Source organism: Aeromonas oralensis, assembly GCF_049665575.1.
Taxonomy (GTDB): Bacteria; Pseudomonadota; Gammaproteobacteria; order Enterobacterales; family Aeromonadaceae; genus Aeromonas; species Aeromonas hydrophila.
This window is the reverse complement of the sequence record NZ_CP187186.1, coordinates 2,176,647-2,197,162: the sequence shown is the minus strand read 5'-3', so window position 1 is coordinate 2,197,162 and position 20,516 is coordinate 2,176,647. Positions and strand designations below refer to the sequence as shown.

Sequence of the window (20,516 nt, the reverse complement as noted above, 5' to 3'; positions counted from 1 at the left end):
GGGACATCATGCAGACCCTGATCTGGAAGACCCTCTCCCCCGCCCAGCAGGCCGACGTACTGACCCGGCCCGCCCTCAATGACGAGGCCGATATCGGCGCCGTGGTCAAAGAGATCATCGCAGCGGTGCGAAGCCGGGGCGATGAGGCCCTGCGCGAGCTGAGCCAGCGCTTCGAGCGCGCCCCCCGTGAACAGCTGCGCGTTAGTGAAGATGAGATTGAAGCCGCCTGCGCGCGGCTGGATGACGGCATCAAAAGCGCCATCGAAGCGGCCATTGCCAATATTCGCACCTTCCACGCCGCACAACTGCAGCCCGTGGTACGGGTAGAAACCCAGCCCGGGGTGGTGTGCGAGCTGCGCACCCAGCCTATCAGCCGGGTCGGTCTCTATGTGCCGGGAGGCAGCGCGCCGCTCCCCTCCACCGTGATGATGCTGGCCATTCCGGCTGCTATCGCCGGTTGCCGTGAAGTGGTGCTCTGTACCCCGTCCCCCCCAGCGACGAGATCCTGTTCGCCGCCCGCGCCTGTGGGGTCGAGAAGGTGTTCGCCATCGGCGGCGCCCAGGCCATCGCGGCTATGGCTTACGGCACCGAAAGCATTCCCAAGGTGGACAAGATCTTCGGCCCGGGCAACGCCTATGTGACCGAAGCCAAGGGCCAGGTGTCGCGCGACTGGCGCGGCGCCGCCATCGATATGCCCGCCGGCCCCTCCGAGGTGCTGGTGATCGCCGACGAGAGCGCCAACCCCGCCTTCGTGGCGGCGGATCTGCTCTCCCAGGCCGAGCATGGCCCCGACAGCCAGGTGGTGCTGGTGACTACCTCGCCGCTGCTGGCCGACGCCATCAACGGCGAGATCAAGCGCCAGCTGGCCAAGCTGACTCGGCGCGATATCGCCGCGCAGGCACTCGGCAGCAGTCTGGTGATCCTCTGCGACGATCTGGCAGAAGCCTGCACCATCTCCAATGCCTACGCCCCGGAGCACCTGATCGTGCAGACCCGCGCTCCCCGTGATCTGCTGGACCTGCTTGAAAATGCCGGCTCCATCTTCCTCGGGGCATGGACACCGGAATCGGTTGGTGATTACGCCAGCGGCACCAACCACACCCTGCCCACCTACGGTTATGCCCGCACCTGCTCCAGCCTGGGCCTCGCCGATTATCAGCGCCGCTACACGGTGCAGGAGCTGAGCGAGCGCGGCATTCAGGGCCTTGGTCCCATCGTCGAGCGCATCGCAGAGGCCGAGGGGCTCGATGGCCACAAGAATGCCGTCACCCTCAGGTTGAACGCCCTGGCCGCCACGTCCCAACAAACAGCACAGCAGAAGGATTTGTCATGAGCATTGCCAACCTGGCGCGCCGCGTGGTGCGGGCCCTCACCCCCTATCAATCCGCTCGCCGCATCGGCGGCAAGGGCCATGTCTGGCTCAACGCCAACGAGGCTCCGCTGGCCTATCCCTTCACCATCGAGGGCAGCCGTCTCAACCGCTACCCCGAGTGCCAGCCGGCCGAGGTGGTGAATGGCTATGCCGCCTACGCCGGGGTCAACCCCGATCAGGTGCTGGTTAGCCGCGGTGCCGACGAGGCCATCGAGCTGCTGATTCGCACCTTCTGCGAAGCGGGTGAAGATCAGATCCTCATCTGCCCGCCCACTTACGGCATGTACGCCATCAGCGCCGAAACCTGTGGCGTCGGCATCGTCGAGCAGCCGCTGACCGCCAGCCGCCAGCCTGACTGGCCCGCCATTGCCGATCGCCTTTCCGACGTGAAGCTGGTGTTCCTCTGCTCCCCCAACAATCCCACCGGAGATCTGGTGGGCCGCGACGGTCTCATCGCCCTGCTGGAGAAAGCGCGGGATCGCGCCATCGTGGTGGTAGACGAGGCCTATATCGAGTTCTGCCCAGAAGCGTCCGTGGTGGACCTGCTGGCCCGCTTCACCAATCTGGTGGTGACACGCACCCTCTCCAAAGCCTTTGCCCTGGCGGGGATCCGCTGTGGCTTTACTCTGGCAAGCCCAGAGGTGATCGCCATGCTGGCCAAGGTGATCGCCCCCTATCCCATCCCCGAGCCCATCGCCCAGATCGCGGCGCAGGCCCTCTCCCCCATGGGGCTGGAGCTGATGCAGGAGCGAGTGGTAGAGCTCAACAAGCAAAAAGCCGCCTTCAAGGCAGAGCTGGCAAAGCTTGCCTGCATGAATGAAGTGTTCGAGGACAAGGGCAACTTCGTGCTGGTGCGCTTTGTGGATGGCGCCGCCGTCTTTGCCGCCATGAAGGCCGCCGGCATCATACTGCGGGATTTCTCGACCAAACCCGGCCTTGATAACAGCATTCGCGTCACCATCGGCTATCAGGGCGAGATGGACGCCGTGCTGGCGGTATTGCGTGACCTGCCCTCTCCCACTTTGTAAGACAAGGATGTAGCGATGAAGACCCCGTTTTTGTTTATCGACCGCGACGGCACCCTGATTGAAGAGCCGGTGACCGACAAGCAGGTGGATAGCCTCGCCAAGCTGCGCTTCGAGCCCATGGTGATCCCGGTGCTGCGCGAGCTGCAGGCCGCCGGTTACGTGCTGGTGATGGTGACCAACCAGGATGGGCTGGGCACTGCCAGCCTGCCGCTGGAGAACTTCCAGCCACCCCACGACCTGATGATGCACCTGTTTGAATCGCAAGGGGTGAACTGGGAACAGGTGCTGATCTGCCCGCACTTCCCCACCGACGGCTGCAGCTGCCGTAAACCCCACCTCGGGCTGGTGAAGGAGTATCTCGCCTCCGGTCGCATCGACTTTGCCAACTCCTTCGTGGTTGGTGACAGACAGACCGATCTGCAGCTTGCCGAGAATATGGGCATTGGAGGTATTCGCTATCACCCGCAGGATCACGACTGGCTCGCCATCCGTGATCAGCTGCTATCCAAGGGACGAGTGGCCGAGGTTGAGCGTTACACCAAGGAGACCCGCATTCAGGTAGCAGTTGACTTGGACAAGAGCGGCGGCAACCAGATCGCCACCGGCATCGGCTTCTTTGATCACATGCTGGATCAGATTGCGACTCACGCCGGTTTCCAGCTCAAGCTCAAAGTGAGCGGCGATCTGCATATCGACGATCACCACACGGTGGAAGATGTCGGGCTAGCGCTGGGTCAGGCGCTGCGCCAGGCCCTCGGCAACAAGCGCGGCATCGGCCGCTTCGGCTTCGTGCTGGCGATGGACGAAGTGCAGGCAGTGATCGACGGTCGCCCCCGCCTGGTTGACGGCGCCGACGACAGCACCCAGGCCCCCTCGCTGACCGAGCTGGACGTGGCCACCGCGCTCGACTTGAGCGGCCGCCCCTACTTCGTGTTCGACTGCCCGAGCGGTTTTGGCCGTGACCGCGTGGGCGAGATGGCCACCGAGATGGTGCCCCACTTCTTCCGCTCCCTCTCGGACGCCATGGCCATCACCTTGCAGATGAAGGTGGGCAGCGGCAACACCCACCACCAGGTGGAGGCGCTGTTCAAGGGCTTTGGCCGCGCCCTGCGCCAGGCCATTCGAGTGGAAGGAAGCGAGCTTCCCTCCAGCAAGGGAGTGCTGTGATGGATGTGAGCAAGCAGACACCGACCATCATCGACACCGCATTGATGGTGCGGATCTCGCCAATCGACATGGGTAAGGCACGATGAACAATCAAAAACTGGTCATTATCGACACCGGCTGCGCTAACCTCGCCTCGGTGCGCATGGCATTCGAGCGCCTCGGCGTGCAGCCGCGGGTCTCCCGCGAGGCAGCCGACATCGAAGCGGCGGACAAGCTGATCCTGCCCGGCGTCGGCACCGCAGTGGCCGCCATGAAGAATCTCAACGAACGGGGGTTGGTGCCGCTCATTCGCGCCGCCAAGCAGCCGCTGCTGGGTTTTTGCCTCGGCATGCAGATGCTGGCGGAAGCGTCCGAAGAGAGCATGGCTACCGATGGCAAGGCCCATGCCTTGATCGATTGTCTTGGCATAGTACCGGGCAGGATCAAGCTGATGGAGGTGGGCAACCTGCGTTTGCCCCACATGGGCTGGAACCAGATTGAGCATGACGAGACCCATCCTATGCTCAAGGGGATCCCGAGCGGCAGCTACTTCTATTTCGTCCACTCCTATGCGCTGGAGGTGACCGGGGCAACGCTGGCGACCTGCGACTACGGCCAGCCGTTTACCGCCATCGTCGGTGGGGTTGCAGAGCACAGCAACTTCTTCGGCGCCCAATTCCACCCGGAGCGCTCAGGCGCAGCCGGTGCCCGTTTGCTGCAAAATTTTCTGGAGCTGTGACTAGCATGATCATTCCCGCAATTGACCTTATCAACGGTCAGGTAGTTCGCCTCTATCAGGGGGACTACGAGCAGAAGACCGAATACAGCAGTAGCCCGCAGGCCCGCTTCGACGAATATGTCTCCCAGGGGGCGGTGCAGCTTCATCTGGTGGACCTTGATGGTGCCAAGGATGCCAAGGCGCGCCAGCTCCCCCTCATCGCTCAGCTATTGTCGGCCACCGAAGCACCGGTGCAGGTGGGGGGCGGCGTGCGCAGCGAGCAGGATGTGGCAGACCTCTTGGCCGCTGGCGCCAACCGGGTTGTGATCGGCTCCACCGCCGTCAAATCGCCGGATCTGGTAGCCAGCTGGATGGAAAAATATGGCCCCGAGCGCATCGTGCTGGCGCTGGACGTCAATATCGACGCCCAGGGCAATCGCCATATCGCGGTGGCCGGCTGGCAGGAGAACAGCGGGGTGACCATCGAAGCGCTGATCGAACGCTTTCTGCCCGCCGGTCTCAAGCACGTGCTCTGCACCGACATCAGCCGTGACGGCACCCTCTCAGGCACCAACGTCGAGCTCTACCGGGATCTCTGCGCCCGCTATCCGAGCGTCGGCTTTCAGGCCTCCGGCGGCATTGGCGGCATCGAAGACATCGAGGCGCTCAAGGGTTCAGGGGTCAAGGGGATCATCCTCGGCCGCGCCCTGCTGGAGGGCAAGTTCTCGGTAGGGGATGCCATCGCCTGCTGGGGAAATGGCAGCCTGTAAGCAAGCCGCAGCGTCGCCATCAGGACGTCGATTGAGAGAGAGGCTCCCTGCCGGGCCGTCCGGCCGGAAGCCTCTTCATCAAGGGGTAAATCGAGGTAAGTCCTTATTACTTGGTAACAATTGACTCTATACTCGAATTCACTGAGACAACGTCACGGAGGACCTATGTTTACATCTCACTCCGCCACCATCCTGATTGTCGATGACTCACCCGAAAATCTGATGGTGCTGACCGACCTGCTCTCTCCCACCTATCGGGTGCTCGCCGCCCAAAGCGGGGAAAAATGTCTGCGGATCGCCACTGGCAAGACAATCCCGGATCTCATCCTGCTGGATGTGATGATGCCTGGCCTGGATGGCTATGAGGTGCTCAAACAGCTGCGTATTACCCCTGCCACCAGTCGTATTCCGGTGGTGCTGCTCACTGCCCTTGCCGACCCCCAGAGCGAGGAGTATGGCCTGTCGCTGGGGGCCGCCGACTACATTACCAAGCCCATCAAACCGGCCATCGTCCAGGCGCGGGTGCGTACCCAGCTGGAGGCCAAACAGGCCCGCGACGGCCTGCAGCATCAGAACGCGGCGCTGGAGGCCGAGGTGGCACGCCGGATGACAGAGAACGACCTCATCCAGCAAGTCTCCATCCGGGCGCTCGCCCATCTGGCGGAGATCCGCGACCCCGAGACCGGCAATCACATCTTGCGCACTCAGGGCTATGTCAGGCAACTGGCCTGTGCGCTGGCCAGTCACCCCCGTTTTACCGACACCCTGACCCCCCGCTACATCGATCTGCTGAGCCGCTCGGCGCCGCTGCACGACATCGGCAAGGTGGGCATTCCGGATCAGATCCTGCTCAAGCCGGACAAGCTGACCCCGGCGGAGTGGCAGATCATGCGCACCCACGCCAAGCTCGGCAGCGACGCCATCGAAGAGGCCGAACGGGACATCGAGCAGCCGCTGGTGTTTCTCACCCTGGCCAAGGAGATAGCCCACTGGCATCACGAAAAGTGGGATGGCAGCGGCTATCCCGACGGCCTGCAAGGGGACGCCATCCCGCTCTCGGCCCGCCTGATGGCACTGGCGGACGTGTTCGACGCGCTGATCAATGTGCGGGTCTACAAGGCGGCCATGCCCTATGAGGAGGCGCGCGCCCTGATCCTCTCCGGCAGCGGCCAGCATTTCGACCCGGATGTGGTGACTGCATTTGACAACCATTTCGAGCAGTTCGTCGCCATCGCCGAGCGCTACCAGGATGACAATGAGGCCAGACATGGCTGAGCAGCCTTCGTTGACCCGGGCCCATGTGCTCAACGTCGTGCTCACCTATGCCGCGGTGGCGAGCCTGTGGATCCTGCTCTCCGACAAGGCGGTGGAGTGGCTGTTCAGCACCCCGGCCCAGTTCGCGCTGGCCAGCACCATCAAGGGGTGGCTGTTCATCCTCATCACCGCCACCATGCTCTATACCATGTTGCGCCGGCGCATCGACCAGCCGACGGTGACGTCCACCCCTTCCCGGCGCCAGCTGCTGCCGTTCGTGCTGCTCAACGGCTTGATCCTGGCCCTGACCGCCATGGCCATCGCCCAGAACATCAACCTGACCCAGGACAAGGAGGCCGCCCGGCTCGAGACCATCGCCGATCTCAAGAGCAAACGCATCACCGAATGGCTCAGCGCCCGGGAGTTTGACGCCCACATTCTGTTTGAAAACCCGCTGTACGCGGCCCTCTATCGCGAAGCCCAGGCCACCCGAGCCGGTCACGCCAACCTGATGGCCAAATTGGACGAGTTTATCTCCATTCGCCGCTTCAGTGCCGCCAGCGTGCTCTCGCCAGAGGGCAACCAGCTGTGGCACACACCGGATGCCAGCGGCCTGAGCGCCCAGTTGCGCGCGGCGTTGAAGGACGCAAAAAGCGGCAGCATCACCCGGGTCGGCCCTTATATGGATGAGCAGGGTCAAGCCCGCCTCGACTTTATCGCCCCGCTCCCCATGGCAGGCGACAAATCGCCTTTCATCGTGCTGCAGATAAGCCGCAGCGACTGGCTGAACAACATACTCAAATCCTGGCCGGTGCCGGACAGCAGCGGTGAAGCCCTGTTGTTTCGCCGCAGCGGCGATCAAGTCCAGTTTCTCAACGATGTGCGCTATCGCCCCGGCTCGGCACTCACTCTGCATTTGCCTGTCAGCAGCAAGGAGTTGCTGGCAGCCCAGTTCCTGCAGCAGAATCGCAATGAAGAGGGCAAGGCACTCTTCTTTGGCAAGGATTACCGCAACACGCCGGTATTTGGCACCGTACGGCCGGTCATGGACACCGACTGGTATCTGCTGGCCAAGATAGACAAGGCCGAACTCAACGAGGCTGAGCTCAAAGAGAGCATCTGGATCGGGCTGATCGGCCTGCTGGTGCTGCTTATCGCCAACACCGGCATCGTGCTGCTGCGCCAGCACACCCAACTGCAGATGGCCGAGCAGGTTCGTCAGTCCCAGGCCGGCCGGCTGCAGGCGCTGCAACTGCTCTCCGCCATCGCCGACAGCTCGGAAGATGCCATCTTCGCCAAGGACAGAGAGGGCAAATACATCCTGTTCAACCGCGCCGCCAGCCAGTTCGTCGGCATATCAGCCAACGAGATGCTGGGTCAGGACGACATGGCCATCTTCCCCCCCGATCAGGCCCGCATGCTGATGGCGCTGGGTGAACAGGTGATCGCCAACAACCGGGTTCAGACCCAGGAGGAGTACCTGACCCTGCCAGGCGGCGAGCGGGTGTTTCTCGCCACCAAGGGACCGCTGCAAGACAGCGATGGTCAGGTGATAGGCATATTCGGTATCTCTCGCGACATCACGGATTTCAAGCGAGCTGAAGCGGGCCTGCGTGAGCGAGAAGGACTGTTCCGCGCCCTGGTAGAACAGTCACTGGCCGGCATCTACATCATCCAGCAAGGCCAGCTCTGTTACATCAATCCAGGCTTTGCCCGCCTGTTCGGCTATGCCTCGACTGCAGCTCTGCTCAAAATCGGCACCCTGCACGCCCTCGCCAGCCCGAAAGACAGCGCCAGGGTGGCTGAGCAGCTGCAGCGCTGCGAACAGGAAGACAGCGAGATCCACACCCGCTTCACCGCCCTGCATCACGACCATCAGAACATCGAGATGGAGCTCTATGGGCGCCGTGTCGACTATCGCGGCCAGCCGGCCGTGCTTGGCCTGCTGCTCGATGTCACCGAGCGGGAACAGGTAGAGCAGGCCCTGACCCGTCAGGCGAGCGAGCTCCGTCAGCAAAACAATGAGCTGGAGCGGTTCAACAAGGTGATGGTGGACCGGGAGCTGGCCATGCTGGCTCTCAAGCACAAGATCAATGAGCTGTCTCTTCAGCTCGGACAACAGCCTCCCTATCCGCAGGCCCCCACCCCGCCGGAGGAGTCCCTATGACGCGCTGGTCTTCACTGTGGCTCCCTCGCCCCCCCAGACAGCGCTGGGGGGTCTGCCTGCTGGCGGTGCTGCTGCCCGTGCTGATGCTGCAGATCCGGGTCCAGCTGCCCATCGCCTTTGGCGAGCGGCCGCTGCTGGTGCTGTTCATGCTGCCCATCACCGTCTGCGCCCTGCTCGGCGGCCTGCTGCCAGGCCTGCTCTGTACCCTGGTGAGCAGTCTGCTCACCACCTACTTCCTGCTCGCTCCGCTTCACGAACTGCGCATTGGATCCGGGCAGGATCTGGTGCAGTGGGGCATTCTGATCGCCAATGGCATCCTTATCAGCCTGCTCAGCGCAGCCATACACCGCTCCCGCGCCCGGGAAACCCAGCGCTGGCAGGAGCTCAGCAGCATCCAGTCCCGCCTGCAACAAAGCGAAACCCGCTTCCAGGCCACCTTCGAGCAGGCCGCAGTTGGTATCGCCCTGGTCTCCCCAGAGGGCAAGTGGCTGCGGGTCAACCGGCGGTTGTGCGACATGCTGGGCTACCAGGCCGACGAGCTGATGAATATGACCTTCCAGCAGCTCACCCACCCGGATGACCTCTTCATCGACCAGACCTATGTGACCCAGATGCTGGCGGGTGAGCGTCAGCACTACACCCTGGAAAAGCGTTATCTGCGCAAGAGCGGCGAGGTCCTCTGGATCACCCTGACGGTGGCACTGGTCAAGGACCTCAAGGGAAAACCGGATTACTTCATCTCGGTCATCGAGGATCACCAGCAACGCAAGGAGACCGAAGAGGCGCTGCGCCGCAACGAGGGGATCCTGCGCGAATCCCAGCACCTGGCCAAGATTGGCAACTGGCGCTGGAACATCGCCGATGACAGCCACTTCTGGTCGCCGGAAATCTACCGTATCTATGGTCGCGATCCCTCCCTGCCCCCGGCCATCTACCCCGAGGTGAGAAAGTACTTCACCCAGGATGGCTGGCGTACCATCGCCCAGTCGGTCGAGCGCTGTCTGCAAGACGGCCTGCCCTACGAGTGCGATGCCGAGGTGATCCACGAGCAGGGCGAACCAATCTGGATCATCGCCCGCGGCGCTGCCCTGCGCGCCAACGACGGCACCATCGTCGAGCTGTATGGCACCGTGCAGGACATCACCGAACGCAAACAGGCCGAGCAACAACTGTTGCACAACCAGCAGGTGGCGCTCGATACCCAGCGCCGCGCCAGGCTGGCTGCGCTCAACCTGATGGACGATGCCATCAGCGCCCGCATCCGCGCCGAAACCACCAGCAGTGCCCTGCGCGAGAGTGAGCAGCGGCTGCTGATGGCCCAGGAAGGCGCTCACGTCGGGATCTGGGAGTGGAACATGCAGGGAGGCCGGCTCTTCTTCTCGCCCGAATGTGCCCGCCTCTATGGTCGCAGCGCCGAACAGCTCAGCGAATTCAAACAGTGGCACAGCTGCCTGCACCCGGACGACAAGCCCCGCCTCGACAAGTTGCTGGCGGAGCTGCCGGCAAGCGGCAAACCCATCGAGATCGAATTTCGCATCCTCTTGCCAAATGGCGATGTACGCTGGCTTAGCAGCAAGGGCAGCATCTACCGGGATGCCCAGCAGCGCCCGCTGCGCCTGCTCGGCATTCACCTGGACATCACCGAGCGCAAGCAGGCCGAGCAGCAGTTGCGCCAGCTTTCGCTCGCGCTGGAGCAGAGCCCGGATGGCGTCTTCATCACCGATACCCAGGCCCGCATCGAATATGTCAACGTCGCCTTCCTGGCCGCCAGCGGCTACCAGCAGAGCGAGGTGATAGGGCAGACCCCTTCCCTGCTGCGCTCCGGCCTCACCCCCAAGGCTACCTACATCGCCCTGTGGGATGCCATCAAGCGCGGCCAGCGCTGGCACGGCGAGTTCATCAACCGGCGCAAGGACGGCTCCCACTATCAGGTGCTCGCCACCGTCTCTCCCATTCGCCAGGAGAACGGGGCCGTCACTCACTACGTGACGGTGCAGGCCGACATCACCGAGAAGAAGCAGCTCGGCGAGGAGCTGGATCAGTACCGCTACCACCTGGAGGAGATGGTCAACGAGCGCACCCTGCAGCTGGCTCAGGCCCATCAACGGGCAGAGAGCGCCAACCGCGCCAAGAGCGCCTTCCTGGCCAACATGAGCCACGAGATCCGCACCCCGATGAACGCCATTTTGGGGCTCACCTATCTGCTCAAGCGCGACACGCCGGATCACACCCAGCAGGATCGACTGGAGAAGATCGACAACGCCGCCCAGCACCTGCTCACCATCATCAATGACATCCTGGATCTCTCCAAGATCGACGCAGGCAAGATGGCGCTGGAGCAGAGCGACTTCTCCCTTACCGCCATGCTGGACAACGTCAGCGCCCTGATGAGCGAGCAGGCGCGCGCCAAAGGGCTCACCATCATAGTCGACATCGGCGATACCCCGGCCTGGGTGCACGGCGACATCACCCGCCTGCGTCAGGCGCTGCTCAACTATGCGGCCAATGCCATCAAATTCACCGAGCAGGGCTCGGTCACCCTGCGGGTCCGGGTGGATCACCCGCTTGCCGGCGGCTATCTACTGCGCTTCGAGGTGGAGGATACCGGCATCGGCATCAGCCCGGAGCAGAGCGAGAAGCTATTCCAGGCTTTCGAGCAGGCGGATGTCTCCACCACCCGCAAATATGGCGGTACCGGCCTTGGGCTGGCCATTACCAGCCGGCTTGCCACTCTGATGGGCGGGGAAGTCGGGGTCACCAGCACCCTTGGCAAGGGCAGCTGTTTCTGGTTTACCGCCCGTCTCACGGTGGGTCAGGGCGAACCGCAGCAACCGGCGCCACTCGAACAGACGGTGCAGCAGGTCCTCTTCTTTGCCAACCACGCCAGGGTACTGCTGGTGGAGGACAACGCCATCAACCGCGAAGTGGTGCTGGAGCTGCTCAACAACAGCGGTCTCGTCATCGAGACGGCGGTCAATGGCCAGGAGGCGCTGGAGCGCGTCAGCCAGCACCCGTTCGATCTCATCCTGATGGACATACAGATGCCACTGATGGATGGCTACAGCGCGACCCGGGCCATCCGGGCCCTGCCGGGCTGGGAGCAGGTCCCCATCCTGGCACTGACCGCCAGCGCCTTTGAAGAGGACAAAAAGGCTTGCGAATCCGCTGGCATGAACGACTTCATCGCCAAACCGGTAACCCCCGCCAAGCTGTTCGAGGCGCTGCAGCAGTGGCTGCCCAACAGCACGGCCGCCGCCCCCAAATACCAGCGGCGGACAACCGACCTGCTAACTGGTCCCCTCACCCGCCTGCAAAACCAGCCCGGGCTGGATCTACAACAGGGGCTGGCGGCGCTGCAGGGCAACCAGAGCAAATACGTCGCCCTGCTGCGCCACTTCGCCAGTGAGCACAGTCAGGACATGCAACTGCTGGAGAGTCATCTGCACGCTGGCGACAGGCTCGCTGCCAGCCGGCTGCTCCACACCCTGCGCGGGGTGGCCAGCACCCTTGGGCTGGTGGAACTGGTCACCCAGAGCCAACAACTGGAGCAGGAGCTGGCCAACAACAGTCAGACCCTGGCCGAGCGGATGGCACCCATTGCCCGCCTCCTCAGCGAACTGCCAGGTCTTCTGGGGGAGGAAGAACCCCACCCAGCCGCAGATGCTGAGCCGCTTGGCGACCACGGGCAACAACAGCTTTTGCGCCAGATTGAGGAGTTGCTGGTGCAGAGCGACACCGCTGTGATCCCGCTGTTTGAGCAGTACGCGGCCCCCCTGCTGCTCACCCTGGGAACGCAGGGCGAGATCCTAGCTCGCCAGCTGAAAGTGTTTGATTTTGACGGTGCCCTGCTCACTCTTCGTGATCTGCTGGCAGCAGATGGCTCTCAGCCAGGCTTGAGCGGCCAGGCGCCTGCTGGCACCAGCCGGCATCAGGGGCCGAGCAAGCTGGATAAAGGGTTGAATCACTGAATAAAGTCGTGCATATAGTGGTACTCCCCCGAGTGAAGACGCCGCCCGTTTCGGGTCTCTTTTTCCCGCTCAGGAACCCGCTGTTAAAGCATGCAAGCCACCTTTTTCACTCGCCGCCGGGCCCCTGGGCCCGTTGGCAACAACGTTAGTTTTAACAGTGCTTTACATGGAGCAACGAGCATGTTGTCAAAGCGTATTATCCCCTGCCTCGACGTCAAAGATGGCGTGGTGGTCAAGGGAGTGCAGTTTCGTAATCACGAGGTGATGGGCGGCATCGTCGAGCTGGCTCGTCGCTACGCCAGCGAAGGTGCCGACGAGCTGGTGTTCTACGACATCACCGCCTCGAGCGATGAGCGGGTGGTGGACAAGAGCTGGGTAAGCCGGGTGGCCGAGGTCATCGACATCCCCTTCTGCGTCGCCGGCGGCATCAAGAGCGTGGAGGATGCCCGCCAGATCCTGGAGTTCGGGGCCGACAAGGTCTCCATCAACTCGCCGGCGCTGGCCGATCCCACCCTCATCACCCGACTGGCCGAGCGCTTCGGCGTGCAGTGCGTGGTGGTGGGCATCGACTCCTATTTTGATGCGCAGAGTGGTCACTATCAGGTCAAACAGTTTACCGGTGACGAGAGCCGCACCCGCACCACCGCATGGCATACCCTCGACTGGGTCGAGGAGGCGCAAAAGCGTGGCGCCGGTGAAATCGTGCTGAACGTGATGAACCAGGATGGCATGCGCCAGGGCTATGATCTCGAGCAGCTCAAGCTGGTGCGGGCCGTCTGCAAGGTGCCGCTCATCGCCTCCGGCGGCGCCGGTGCCATGGAGCACTTTCGCGATGCCTTCACCCTCGCCGACGTGGACGGGGCGCTGGCCGCCTCCGTGTTCCACAAAGGCCTTATCCCCATTCCCGAACTGAAACGCTGGCTGAAAAACGAAGGAGTCGCCATCCGTGAATAATCAAGCAGTAAACAACGAGCAGTCGCTCGCCGAGCGCCTGGACTGGGCAAAATGTGACGGCATGATCCCCGCCATCGTCCAGCATGCCGCCAGCGGCGAAGTGCTGATGCAGGGTTTCATGACCCGGGAAGCCCTGGATAAAACCCTGGCGACCGGCCAGGTCACCTTCTTCAGCCGCAGCAAGCAGCGCCTCTGGACCAAGGGCGAGAGCTCGGGCCATGTGCTCCAGCTGGTCGCCATCACCACCGACTGCGATCAGGACTCCCTGCTGATCGCCGCCAACCCCGTCGGCCCCACCTGCCATCTGGGCAACCCCTCCTGCTTCGACGGCCACCCCGTGCCGCCCCTTGGCTTCCTGGCCGAGCTCGAGCAGATCCTGGCAGCACGCAAAGGTGCGGATCCGGCCACCAGCTACACCGCCAGCCTCTATGCCAAGGGCACCAAACGTATCGCCCAGAAGGTGGGTGAAGAGGGTGTTGAAGTGGCGCTGGCCGCCATGGCCAAGGATCGGGAGGAGCTTATCAACGAATCCGCCGACCTGCTCTACCACCTCACCGTGCTGCTGCAAAACGAAGGGCTGGCGTTGAAGGATGTGGTACAGCGGCTTTATGAGCGCCACACCAAATAATCGTTGAACTCATATCGACAAAACGGGCCATCAGGCCCGTTTCATTTTATGGCCACCACCAGCACGAGAGCCGGCAGGCCGCACTCTCTTTCAGCCGATGCGGGTCCAGAAGCTCATATTCACCGAGTCAGGATCCAGCAGAGTCAGGTACTCCCCTGCCACGGCATTGTGTAACCACTGCTGGCAATAGGCTTCGACCAGTGACTGGCTGGGGGCCATCACCAGGTCAGCATAGAGGCCGTTGGCGCTGCGCAGCAGGCAATGCACAATAAGCTCGGACTGCTGGACAAGAAACTCGGACTCGACCCTGTGTGCCAGGGCGAGCAAATCCGCCTCCGTCACCCCCTCCTTGAGCCTGAAAGTGGCAAACTCGACGCCCCCTGCCCCTTGTATGTCGCCCTTGATGATCATCTTGTTCTCTCCGTTGTGGATGGTCTGGAGAAAACAGCATAACGAAGGGCTACTGACAGCCTTGTGTCAGTCCTGAATTGCCGTTTCGGCACCACTGCGCGCATGGGGGAACTCGTCTGACTGCCGCAGGGCGAGATAATCGGCCAGAGTCACGCCAGGGGGCGTCCCTTCCCCCTGACGGCACTGTGCCAGGGTATCGATGCGATCCACCCTGAAATCCCGGTAGGCCTGACGCAGTGCACACCAGGCGCCGAGCGTCCAGCATCCGCCCCAGTAAAAGAGCCCGAGGGGATAGATGTAGCGGCCCGTCTTGCAGGCTTTGGCATCCTGATAACCTATTTCCAGCCAGCGGCCGGCGATGATGGCCTCATGCAACTGATCCCAACGGGCGTATACCGGATGCGCCGTGCGATAGTCCGGTACCCGCACCACGGGATCGCAGTCCACCTTAATGCCCTGTTCCGACAGAGCGGCCTCTATCTTGGCGAGCAAGGCTCGGGCCGGATCGGCCATCCCCTTGCCGGTCAGCACCGCCACCAGGTTCACCCCGGTGATAAGGGCCTCCAGCTCGGCTGCGCTCAACTGCAAGGGGGCCATCTCGAACCCCTCGCTCAGCCGATAGCCCAGCCCGACTTCACCATAAACGGGAATGCCAGCCAGAGAGAGGTCGTCCATATAGCGGTAGATAGTGCGCTCCGAGACACACAGACGCATCGCCAGCTCGCGGGCGGTCAGGGGCTGATGAACCCGCAGCAGGTTGGTCAATTGAAACAGTCGATCCGATTTTCTCACAGGCATCCTCAGGCTGGCGGGAGATGGCAGGCATGGTAAGCCGGGATTGGCCCGAAAGGCACGCGTTGTTGGTCGAACTCCGTTATCAGAGGCCCAGGCCATCTTTGAAGCAGCATCTTCACCCCTGAGACCACGAAAAACAAAACGGGCCCGCAGGCCCGTTGATATCGTTGCGCCCTCGCCAGAGTCACACCAGCTGCTGGCGCAGCATAAATTTCTGCACCTTGCCGGTGGAGGTTTTCGGCAGCGGGGTAAAGATGATGCGCTTGGGGGCTTTGAAGTGGGCCATCTGCTCGCGGCAAAACGCAATGAGTTCTGCCTGGGTGAGTTCGCGCCCCTCCTTGAGCTTGACGAAGGCGCAGGGCACCTCCCCCCACTTCTCGTCCGGCATGGCGATCACCGCCACCTCGTCCACATCGGGATGGCGATAGAGCACGTCCTCCACCTCCAGACTGGAGATGTTCTCCCCGCCCGAGATGATGATGTCCTTGGATCTGTCCTTGATCTCCACGTAACCGTCCGGGTGCCATACCGCCAGATCGCCGCTGCGAAACCACCCCTCCGCCATCGCCTCGGCGCTGGCAGAAGGATTCTTGAGATAGCCCTTCATCACCACATTGCCACGCAGCACGATTTCGCCCATGGTCTTGCCGTCCCGAGGGACCGGCTCGCCGCTGACCGGGTTGATGACCCGCATCTCCCCCTGCAGGGGTGAGGCCACCCCCTGGCGTGCTTTCAGACGCGACAGCGTGGTGGCATCCTGCCCTTGCCAGCTCTGCTGCGGCTCGCACAGCACGCAAGGGCCATAAGTTTCGGTGAGGCCGTAGACGTGGGTCACGGCGATCCCCATCGCCTCCATGCCGGCGATCACGGTGGCGGGGGGCGCCGCCCCTGCCGTCATCGCCTTGATGGGATGGTCGAGCCCGCGTTTGAGGGCAGGATCTGCGTTGTTGAGCATGTTGAGTACGATGGGGGCAGCGCAAAAATGGGTCACCTTGTGCTCGTGCAGCGCATCATAGATGGCCGCCGCCTGCACATGGCGCAGGCAGATGCTCACCCCAGCCGTCGCCGCCAGGGTCCAGGGGAAGCACCAACCGTTGCAGTGAAACATCGGCAGGGTCCAGAGATAGGCGCTGTGCTTGGGCAGCTCCCAGGAGAGCACGTTGTTGACCGCATTGAGGTGGGCGCCGCGATGGTGATAGACCACCCCCTTGGGGTTGCCGGTGGTGCCGGAGGTGTAGTTAAGCGAGATCGCCTGCCACTCATCTTGCGGCAGCCAGCCTGGTTCATCCCCACCCCCCTCTGCAAGAAACGCCTCATAGCTGAGGTCGCTGACCAGCTCCCCCTCCCGGTAGAGGGGATCGTCGATGGCGATGAGGAGCGGCGCGAGTTCAATCAATGCCAGCGCCTTGCGCACCACGGCGCCGAACTCCCTGTCTACCAGCACCACCTTGCTCTGGGCATGCTGGAAGATAAAGGCCATCGACTCGGCATCGAGCCGGGTGTTGATGGTGTTGAGCACGGCGCCGCTCATGGGCACCCCGAAATGGGCCTCGAACATGGCCGGGATATTGGGCGCGACGATGGAGACGGTATCCCCCTCGCCGATGCCGCGGCGGCGAAGGGCCGAGGCCAGCTGGCGGCAACGCCGCTCGGTCTGGGCCCAGCTCTGGCGCAGGGGGCCGTGGATCAGCGCCAGATAGTCGGGGTAGACCCGGGCGGCCCGCCCCAGAAAGCTGATGGGGGTCAGCGCCTCATAATTGGCGGGATTTTTTTCCAGATCGCGCTGATAGATGTTCTGCTCTGTCATCGGGTTCCTTCCTAGCAGGTAGCAAAAACGGTGCGCTCCCGGGAGCGCCGGCAACCACCCTCTGGCGTCCTGCCAGAGGGTGCTCGTATCGGGGATCACAGCCTAGCGCGAGGTGATGGTCGCAGGTATTAGCAAAACGTCTTAGAGGCACCGTGCTGGCGCCGCTAATCTGACCGAGCTGCATTCTGGTGCCTGTTTTTTCAGCGACAAATATCGACGGCCAATATCCTCGGCATAAAACCCGGCAAATAATGAATATGCTGATGCTGGCATGCAAGCTGGCCATATCAGATTGCAGGGTTGCCGATATAAATATATTTACAAACACCGCCGATTGGATATTTATGGCATAAGAAAGCGCATCGGTTTATTGCCAATAAATTAATTACAGGTCCCTCATTAAATATATTTTGTGACGGCTTCCATAAAGCAGGCCCGCAGCGCTGTTCATGCTTCCCCTCGGCGGGTTATGGTTTCTTGGTGAAACAATCTACCGGATGTTCAATATCAGGCCAGATTTCTCGCCATACGATGCGCCATAACCAGTGAGTTTGCGCACTCCCGCTGCATGACGAAGGAACCCTATCGACCCGATATTCCGCCGAGCCCGAACCTGCTTTATCGAGGAGCATTTTATGTGTGCCGAGCCGAATACCCAGACCCGCAGACAATTTCCCACCGCGTTTACCATTTTGTTTTTGATCATGCTGTTGGCCATCGCCCTCACCTGGATAATTCCGGCGGGCGCCTATGCCAAGCTCTCTTATAATGCCGCCAGCCATATGCTGACCATCAATACACCGCAAGGGGAAACCCGGCGAGTGCCCGCCACTCAGGATGAACTGACCAGGCTCGACATCAATATCGGGGTGGAGCAGTTCGTCAACGGCACCATCCGCAAGCCCATCGCCATCCCCGGTACCTATGAGCGGCTGGCCCAGGCGCCGAAGGGACTCTCCGACGTGGCGGTGAGCATGGTCAAGGGCACCATAGAGGGGGCCGACATCATCGTCTTCATCCTGGTGCTGGGGGGACTGATCGGCGTCATCAACAAGACCGGCGCCTTCAGTGCCGGGCTGGTGGCGCTGTCGCGCAAGACCCGCGGCAACGAGTTCCTGTTTGTGGCGCTGGTCTGCTTTGTGATGGCGCTGGGGGGTACCACCTGCGGGCTGGAGGAGGAGGCCGTCGCCTTCTATCCCATCCTGGTGCCCATCTTTCTGGCGCTCGGCTATGACGCCATCGTCTGCGTGGGGGCCATCTTCCTTGCCGCCTCCATGGGCACCACCTTCTCCACCATCAACCCCTTCTCGGTAGTGATCGCCTCCAACGCCGCCGGCATCCCCTTTACCGAGGGGCTGAGTGTTCGCGCCGTCGGCTGTCTGGTGGGCACCCTGGTGGTGATCGGTTATCTCTACTGGTACTGCAAGAAGATCAAGGCCAACCCGGCCTTCTCCTACACCTATGAGGACAGAGAGAGCTTTCGGGCCCGCTTCCTGAAAGAGGGCTCCCTCGATGAAGGGGTCCCCTTCACCCTGCGCCGCAAGATCATCCTGACCCTGTTCATCCTCGCCTTCCCCCTGATGGTGTGGGGCGTCTCCATGGCTGGCTGGTGGTTCCCGCAGATGGCGGCCTCCTTCCTAGCCGTCGCCATCGTCATCATCTTTATCTCCGGCCTCAGAGAGAAAGAGGCGGTCGAGGCCTTCACCCTGGGGGCGTCCGAGCTGGTGGCCGTCTCGCTCATCATCGGGCTGGCGCGGGGGGTCAACCTGGTGCTGGATCAGGGGATGATCTCGGACACCATCCTGGCCTATGCCTCCAGTCTGGTGGCCGGCATGCACGGCGCCGTGTTTGCGGTGGCCCAGATGCTGGTGTTCACCCTGCTGGGGCTGGTGGTGCCCTCCTCTTCTGGGCTGGCGGTGCTCTCCATGCCCATCATGGCGCCGCTCGCCGATACCGTGATGATCCCGCGCTATATCGTGGTGTCGGCCTACAACTGGGGGCAATACGCCATGCTGTTCCTGGCCCCCACCGGACTGGTGCTGGTCACCCTGCAGATGCTTGGCATCCAGTTCAACCAGTGGGTCAGGTTCGTGCTGCCCATGGTGGGCTTCGTGCTGGGATTTGGCGCCCTGATGCTGGTGGCGCAGGTGATGCTGATCTAGGGCACATGACCCCCGCCTAGGCGGGGGTCATGCCTTATCCAGGGTGCAGATCTGGAGAGTCTAGTGGCGCACCCTGTGCTGCTGGCGAAAACAGAAGAGCTTGAGGCTGATGTCGGCAAGGTCGGCGGGCAGCTCCTGCGCCGTCTCACAGAGGGGTTGATAGAGGGAGTCCAGCAGCCGCTGGGCTTGTTCCCGGGTGATGATGCCGGCCTGCACGGCCGGTTGTATCCATCTTGGCAGCATCGACATATGAACCCCCTTGCTGACCGGATGACCGCAGCCGAACGGGCCTGACTGCGGGTGGCGCCTGCCGGCTCACATTGCTGCGGGCCGCCAGAGACGCGCGATTGATCCTCTCTGCCAACAGAGCAAGCATAATGCTTGCCGTGATCTGTTATCGGCCGCCAGCCATCCTGGCAACAGTGATTTATCAAGCGGTTGGCGCGCCCTGACTGACGCTGGTGGATGACAAGTTCCTCTGGTTTGCCACTGCGCCAGCCAGCGGTGGCAGGAGCTTGGCGCAAAATGGGAAAACAGGTCCAGCTGAATCGCAAAATGCCATTCGCAGATCGCTTTTGTAGCCTTCCCCCCGCCCCTTGTCGCCAAAGCCCGACACCTTTTTGACGAGGCATTTTCTGGTGCAGTCAGGGGCTGTCGTGCCCGCACCGGCTTTGCCTTGTGCCTCGTTGCCCTTGTGCCAAGATGACCGCAAGCAAGAGACGCATCCCGTGATGCATTTGAGGAGAAGAGAAAATGAACAAATCCATGTTGGCAGGAGTCGGGATCGGTGTGGCCTCTGCGCTGGCCTTGTCAGCCGCCGCCAGCGGATCCCTATTTTCATCACAGCCTCAGTTCGCCGAAGTGCTGGCAAGCAAAGCGGTGACCGAGACCATCAAGACCCCCCGTCAGGAGTGTCGCAACGTCAGCGTGACCCACCGTAAGCCGGTGCAGGACGAGCACAAAATCCTGGGTACCGTGGTCGGTGCGGCGCTGGGCGGCGTACTTGGCAACCAGTTTGGTGGCGGCAACGGCAAGAAGGTGGCGACCGCCGCAGGCGCCGTGGCGGGTGGCTATGCCGGCAACCAGGTGCAGGGCAACATGCAGGCCGGTGATACCTATACCACCACCGAACAGCGTTGCAAGACGGTGCAGGAGAGCAGCACCCGCACCCTGGGCTATGACGTTACCTACCGCCTCGCCGGTCAGGAAGGGGTGATCCGCATGAACAAGGCCCCCGGCGCCACCATCCCGGTCAAGGATGGCAAGCTGGTGATTGACGGCCCCCAGAGCGGCAGCTGATCCCGTCGGCGTGCCCAGCTCAGAGGCCCATCCTGGT

15 protein-coding genes and 1 pseudogene are annotated in these 20,516 nt (G+C 62.3%); 12 read left to right on the top strand and 4 right to left on the bottom strand.

What is annotated here, in order from left to right; all coding sequences use genetic code 11:
- Positions 1–8 precede the first annotated feature (8 nt).
- From hisD to hisIE, 10 genes and pseudogenes are all read left to right on the top strand, one after another.
- Positions 9–1,333, top strand: a pseudogene (gene hisD, locus ACPDZI_RS10345) (histidinol dehydrogenase).
- Entirely contained in the window at positions 1,330–2,400 is a 1,071-nt protein-coding gene (gene hisC / locus ACPDZI_RS10340) for a histidinol-phosphate transaminase (RefSeq protein ID WP_323933099.1), read from the top strand. Before hisD ends, hisC begins: the two are co-directional and overlap by 4 nt.
- 15 nt (positions 2,401–2,415) lie before the next feature.
- A complete protein-coding gene (hisB, locus tag ACPDZI_RS10335; RefSeq protein ID WP_438834481.1) occupies positions 2,416–3,567 on the top strand; it encodes a bifunctional histidinol-phosphatase/imidazoleglycerol-phosphate dehydratase HisB in 1,152 nt (383 codons plus the stop codon).
- An 82-nt stretch (positions 3,568–3,649) separates the two neighbouring features.
- Positions 3,650–4,285, top strand: a complete 636-nt coding sequence (hisH, locus tag ACPDZI_RS10330) for an imidazole glycerol phosphate synthase subunit HisH (protein ID WP_438834480.1) — start codon at positions 3,650–3,652, stop codon at positions 4,283–4,285.
- A 5-nt stretch (positions 4,286–4,290) separates the two neighbouring features.
- Positions 4,291–5,034 carry a 1-(5-phosphoribosyl)-5-[(5-phosphoribosylamino)methylideneamino]imidazole-4-carboxamide isomerase gene (gene hisA / locus ACPDZI_RS10325; RefSeq protein ID WP_408755153.1) on the top strand — a complete coding sequence of 248 codons (744 nt, stop codon included), beginning with the start codon at positions 4,291–4,293 and terminating at the stop codon, positions 5,032–5,034.
- Between the two features lie 165 nt (positions 5,035–5,199).
- The gene (locus ACPDZI_RS10320) at positions 5,200–6,309 is read left to right on the top strand and encodes a response regulator (protein ID WP_323944515.1); all 1,110 of its coding nucleotides are present in this window, start codon (positions 5,200–5,202) and stop codon (positions 6,307–6,309) included.
- Complete coding sequence (locus ACPDZI_RS10315) at positions 6,302–8,455, top strand: PAS domain-containing protein (protein WP_438834479.1); 2,154 nt, start codon at positions 6,302–6,304, stop codon at positions 8,453–8,455. The genes ACPDZI_RS10320 and ACPDZI_RS10315 overlap by 8 nt, the downstream gene beginning before the upstream one ends.
- Entirely contained in the window at positions 8,452–12,423 is a 3,972-nt protein-coding gene (locus ACPDZI_RS10310; RefSeq protein WP_438834478.1) for a PAS domain S-box protein, read from the top strand. The genes ACPDZI_RS10315 and ACPDZI_RS10310 overlap by 4 nt, the downstream gene beginning before the upstream one ends.
- Before the next feature lie 180 nt (positions 12,424–12,603).
- Positions 12,604–13,377, top strand: coding sequence for an imidazole glycerol phosphate synthase subunit HisF (hisF, locus tag ACPDZI_RS10305; protein ID WP_076360719.1), 774 nt, complete (start codon positions 12,604–12,606; stop codon positions 13,375–13,377).
- Positions 13,370–14,005 (top strand): bifunctional phosphoribosyl-AMP cyclohydrolase/phosphoribosyl-ATP diphosphatase HisIE, encoded by a 636-nt coding sequence (hisIE, locus tag ACPDZI_RS10300; RefSeq protein WP_187267249.1) that lies wholly within the window; start codon positions 13,370–13,372, stop codon positions 14,003–14,005. The genes hisF and hisIE overlap by 8 nt, the downstream gene beginning before the upstream one ends.
- A gap of 90 nt (positions 14,006–14,095) precedes the next feature.
- Here the strand turns inward: hisIE and ACPDZI_RS10295 are convergent, their stop codons facing one another.
- The 3 genes from ACPDZI_RS10295 to ACPDZI_RS10285 all read right to left on the bottom strand — a co-directional run bounded on the left by ACPDZI_RS10295 (position 14,096) and on the right by ACPDZI_RS10285 (position 17,018).
- Positions 14,096–14,416: a hypothetical protein gene (locus ACPDZI_RS10295; protein WP_194758844.1), complete on the bottom strand. Its 321-nt coding sequence runs from the start codon at positions 14,414–14,416 to the stop codon at positions 14,096–14,098.
- Between the two features lie 66 nt (positions 14,417–14,482).
- A complete protein-coding gene (locus tag ACPDZI_RS10290) occupies positions 14,483–15,181 on the bottom strand; it encodes a helix-turn-helix transcriptional regulator (protein WP_202010664.1) in 699 nt (232 codons plus the stop codon).
- Positions 15,182–15,395: 214 nt separating this feature from the next.
- The gene (locus ACPDZI_RS10285) at positions 15,396–17,018 is read right to left on the bottom strand and encodes an acyl-CoA synthetase (protein WP_438834477.1); all 1,623 of its coding nucleotides are present in this window, start codon (positions 17,016–17,018) and stop codon (positions 15,396–15,398) included.
- A 635-nt stretch (positions 17,019–17,653) separates the two neighbouring features.
- Between ACPDZI_RS10285 and ACPDZI_RS10280 the strand changes: the two genes are divergently transcribed.
- Positions 17,654–19,180, top strand: a complete 1,527-nt coding sequence (locus tag ACPDZI_RS10280; RefSeq protein WP_438834476.1) for a YfcC family protein — start codon at positions 17,654–17,656, stop codon at positions 19,178–19,180.
- 60 nt (positions 19,181–19,240) lie between these two features.
- Here the strand turns inward: ACPDZI_RS10280 and ACPDZI_RS10275 are convergent, their stop codons facing one another.
- Positions 19,241–19,429, bottom strand: a complete 189-nt coding sequence (locus tag ACPDZI_RS10275) for a hypothetical protein (protein WP_017764436.1) — start codon at positions 19,427–19,429, stop codon at positions 19,241–19,243.
- A gap of 504 nt (positions 19,430–19,933) precedes the next feature.
- Between ACPDZI_RS10275 and ACPDZI_RS10270 the strand changes: the two genes are divergently transcribed.
- The gene (locus tag ACPDZI_RS10270; RefSeq protein WP_041218099.1) at positions 19,934–20,479 is read left to right on the top strand and encodes a glycine zipper 2TM domain-containing protein; all 546 of its coding nucleotides are present in this window, start codon (positions 19,934–19,936) and stop codon (positions 20,477–20,479) included.
- The last annotated feature ends 37 nt before the right edge of the window (positions 20,480–20,516 follow it).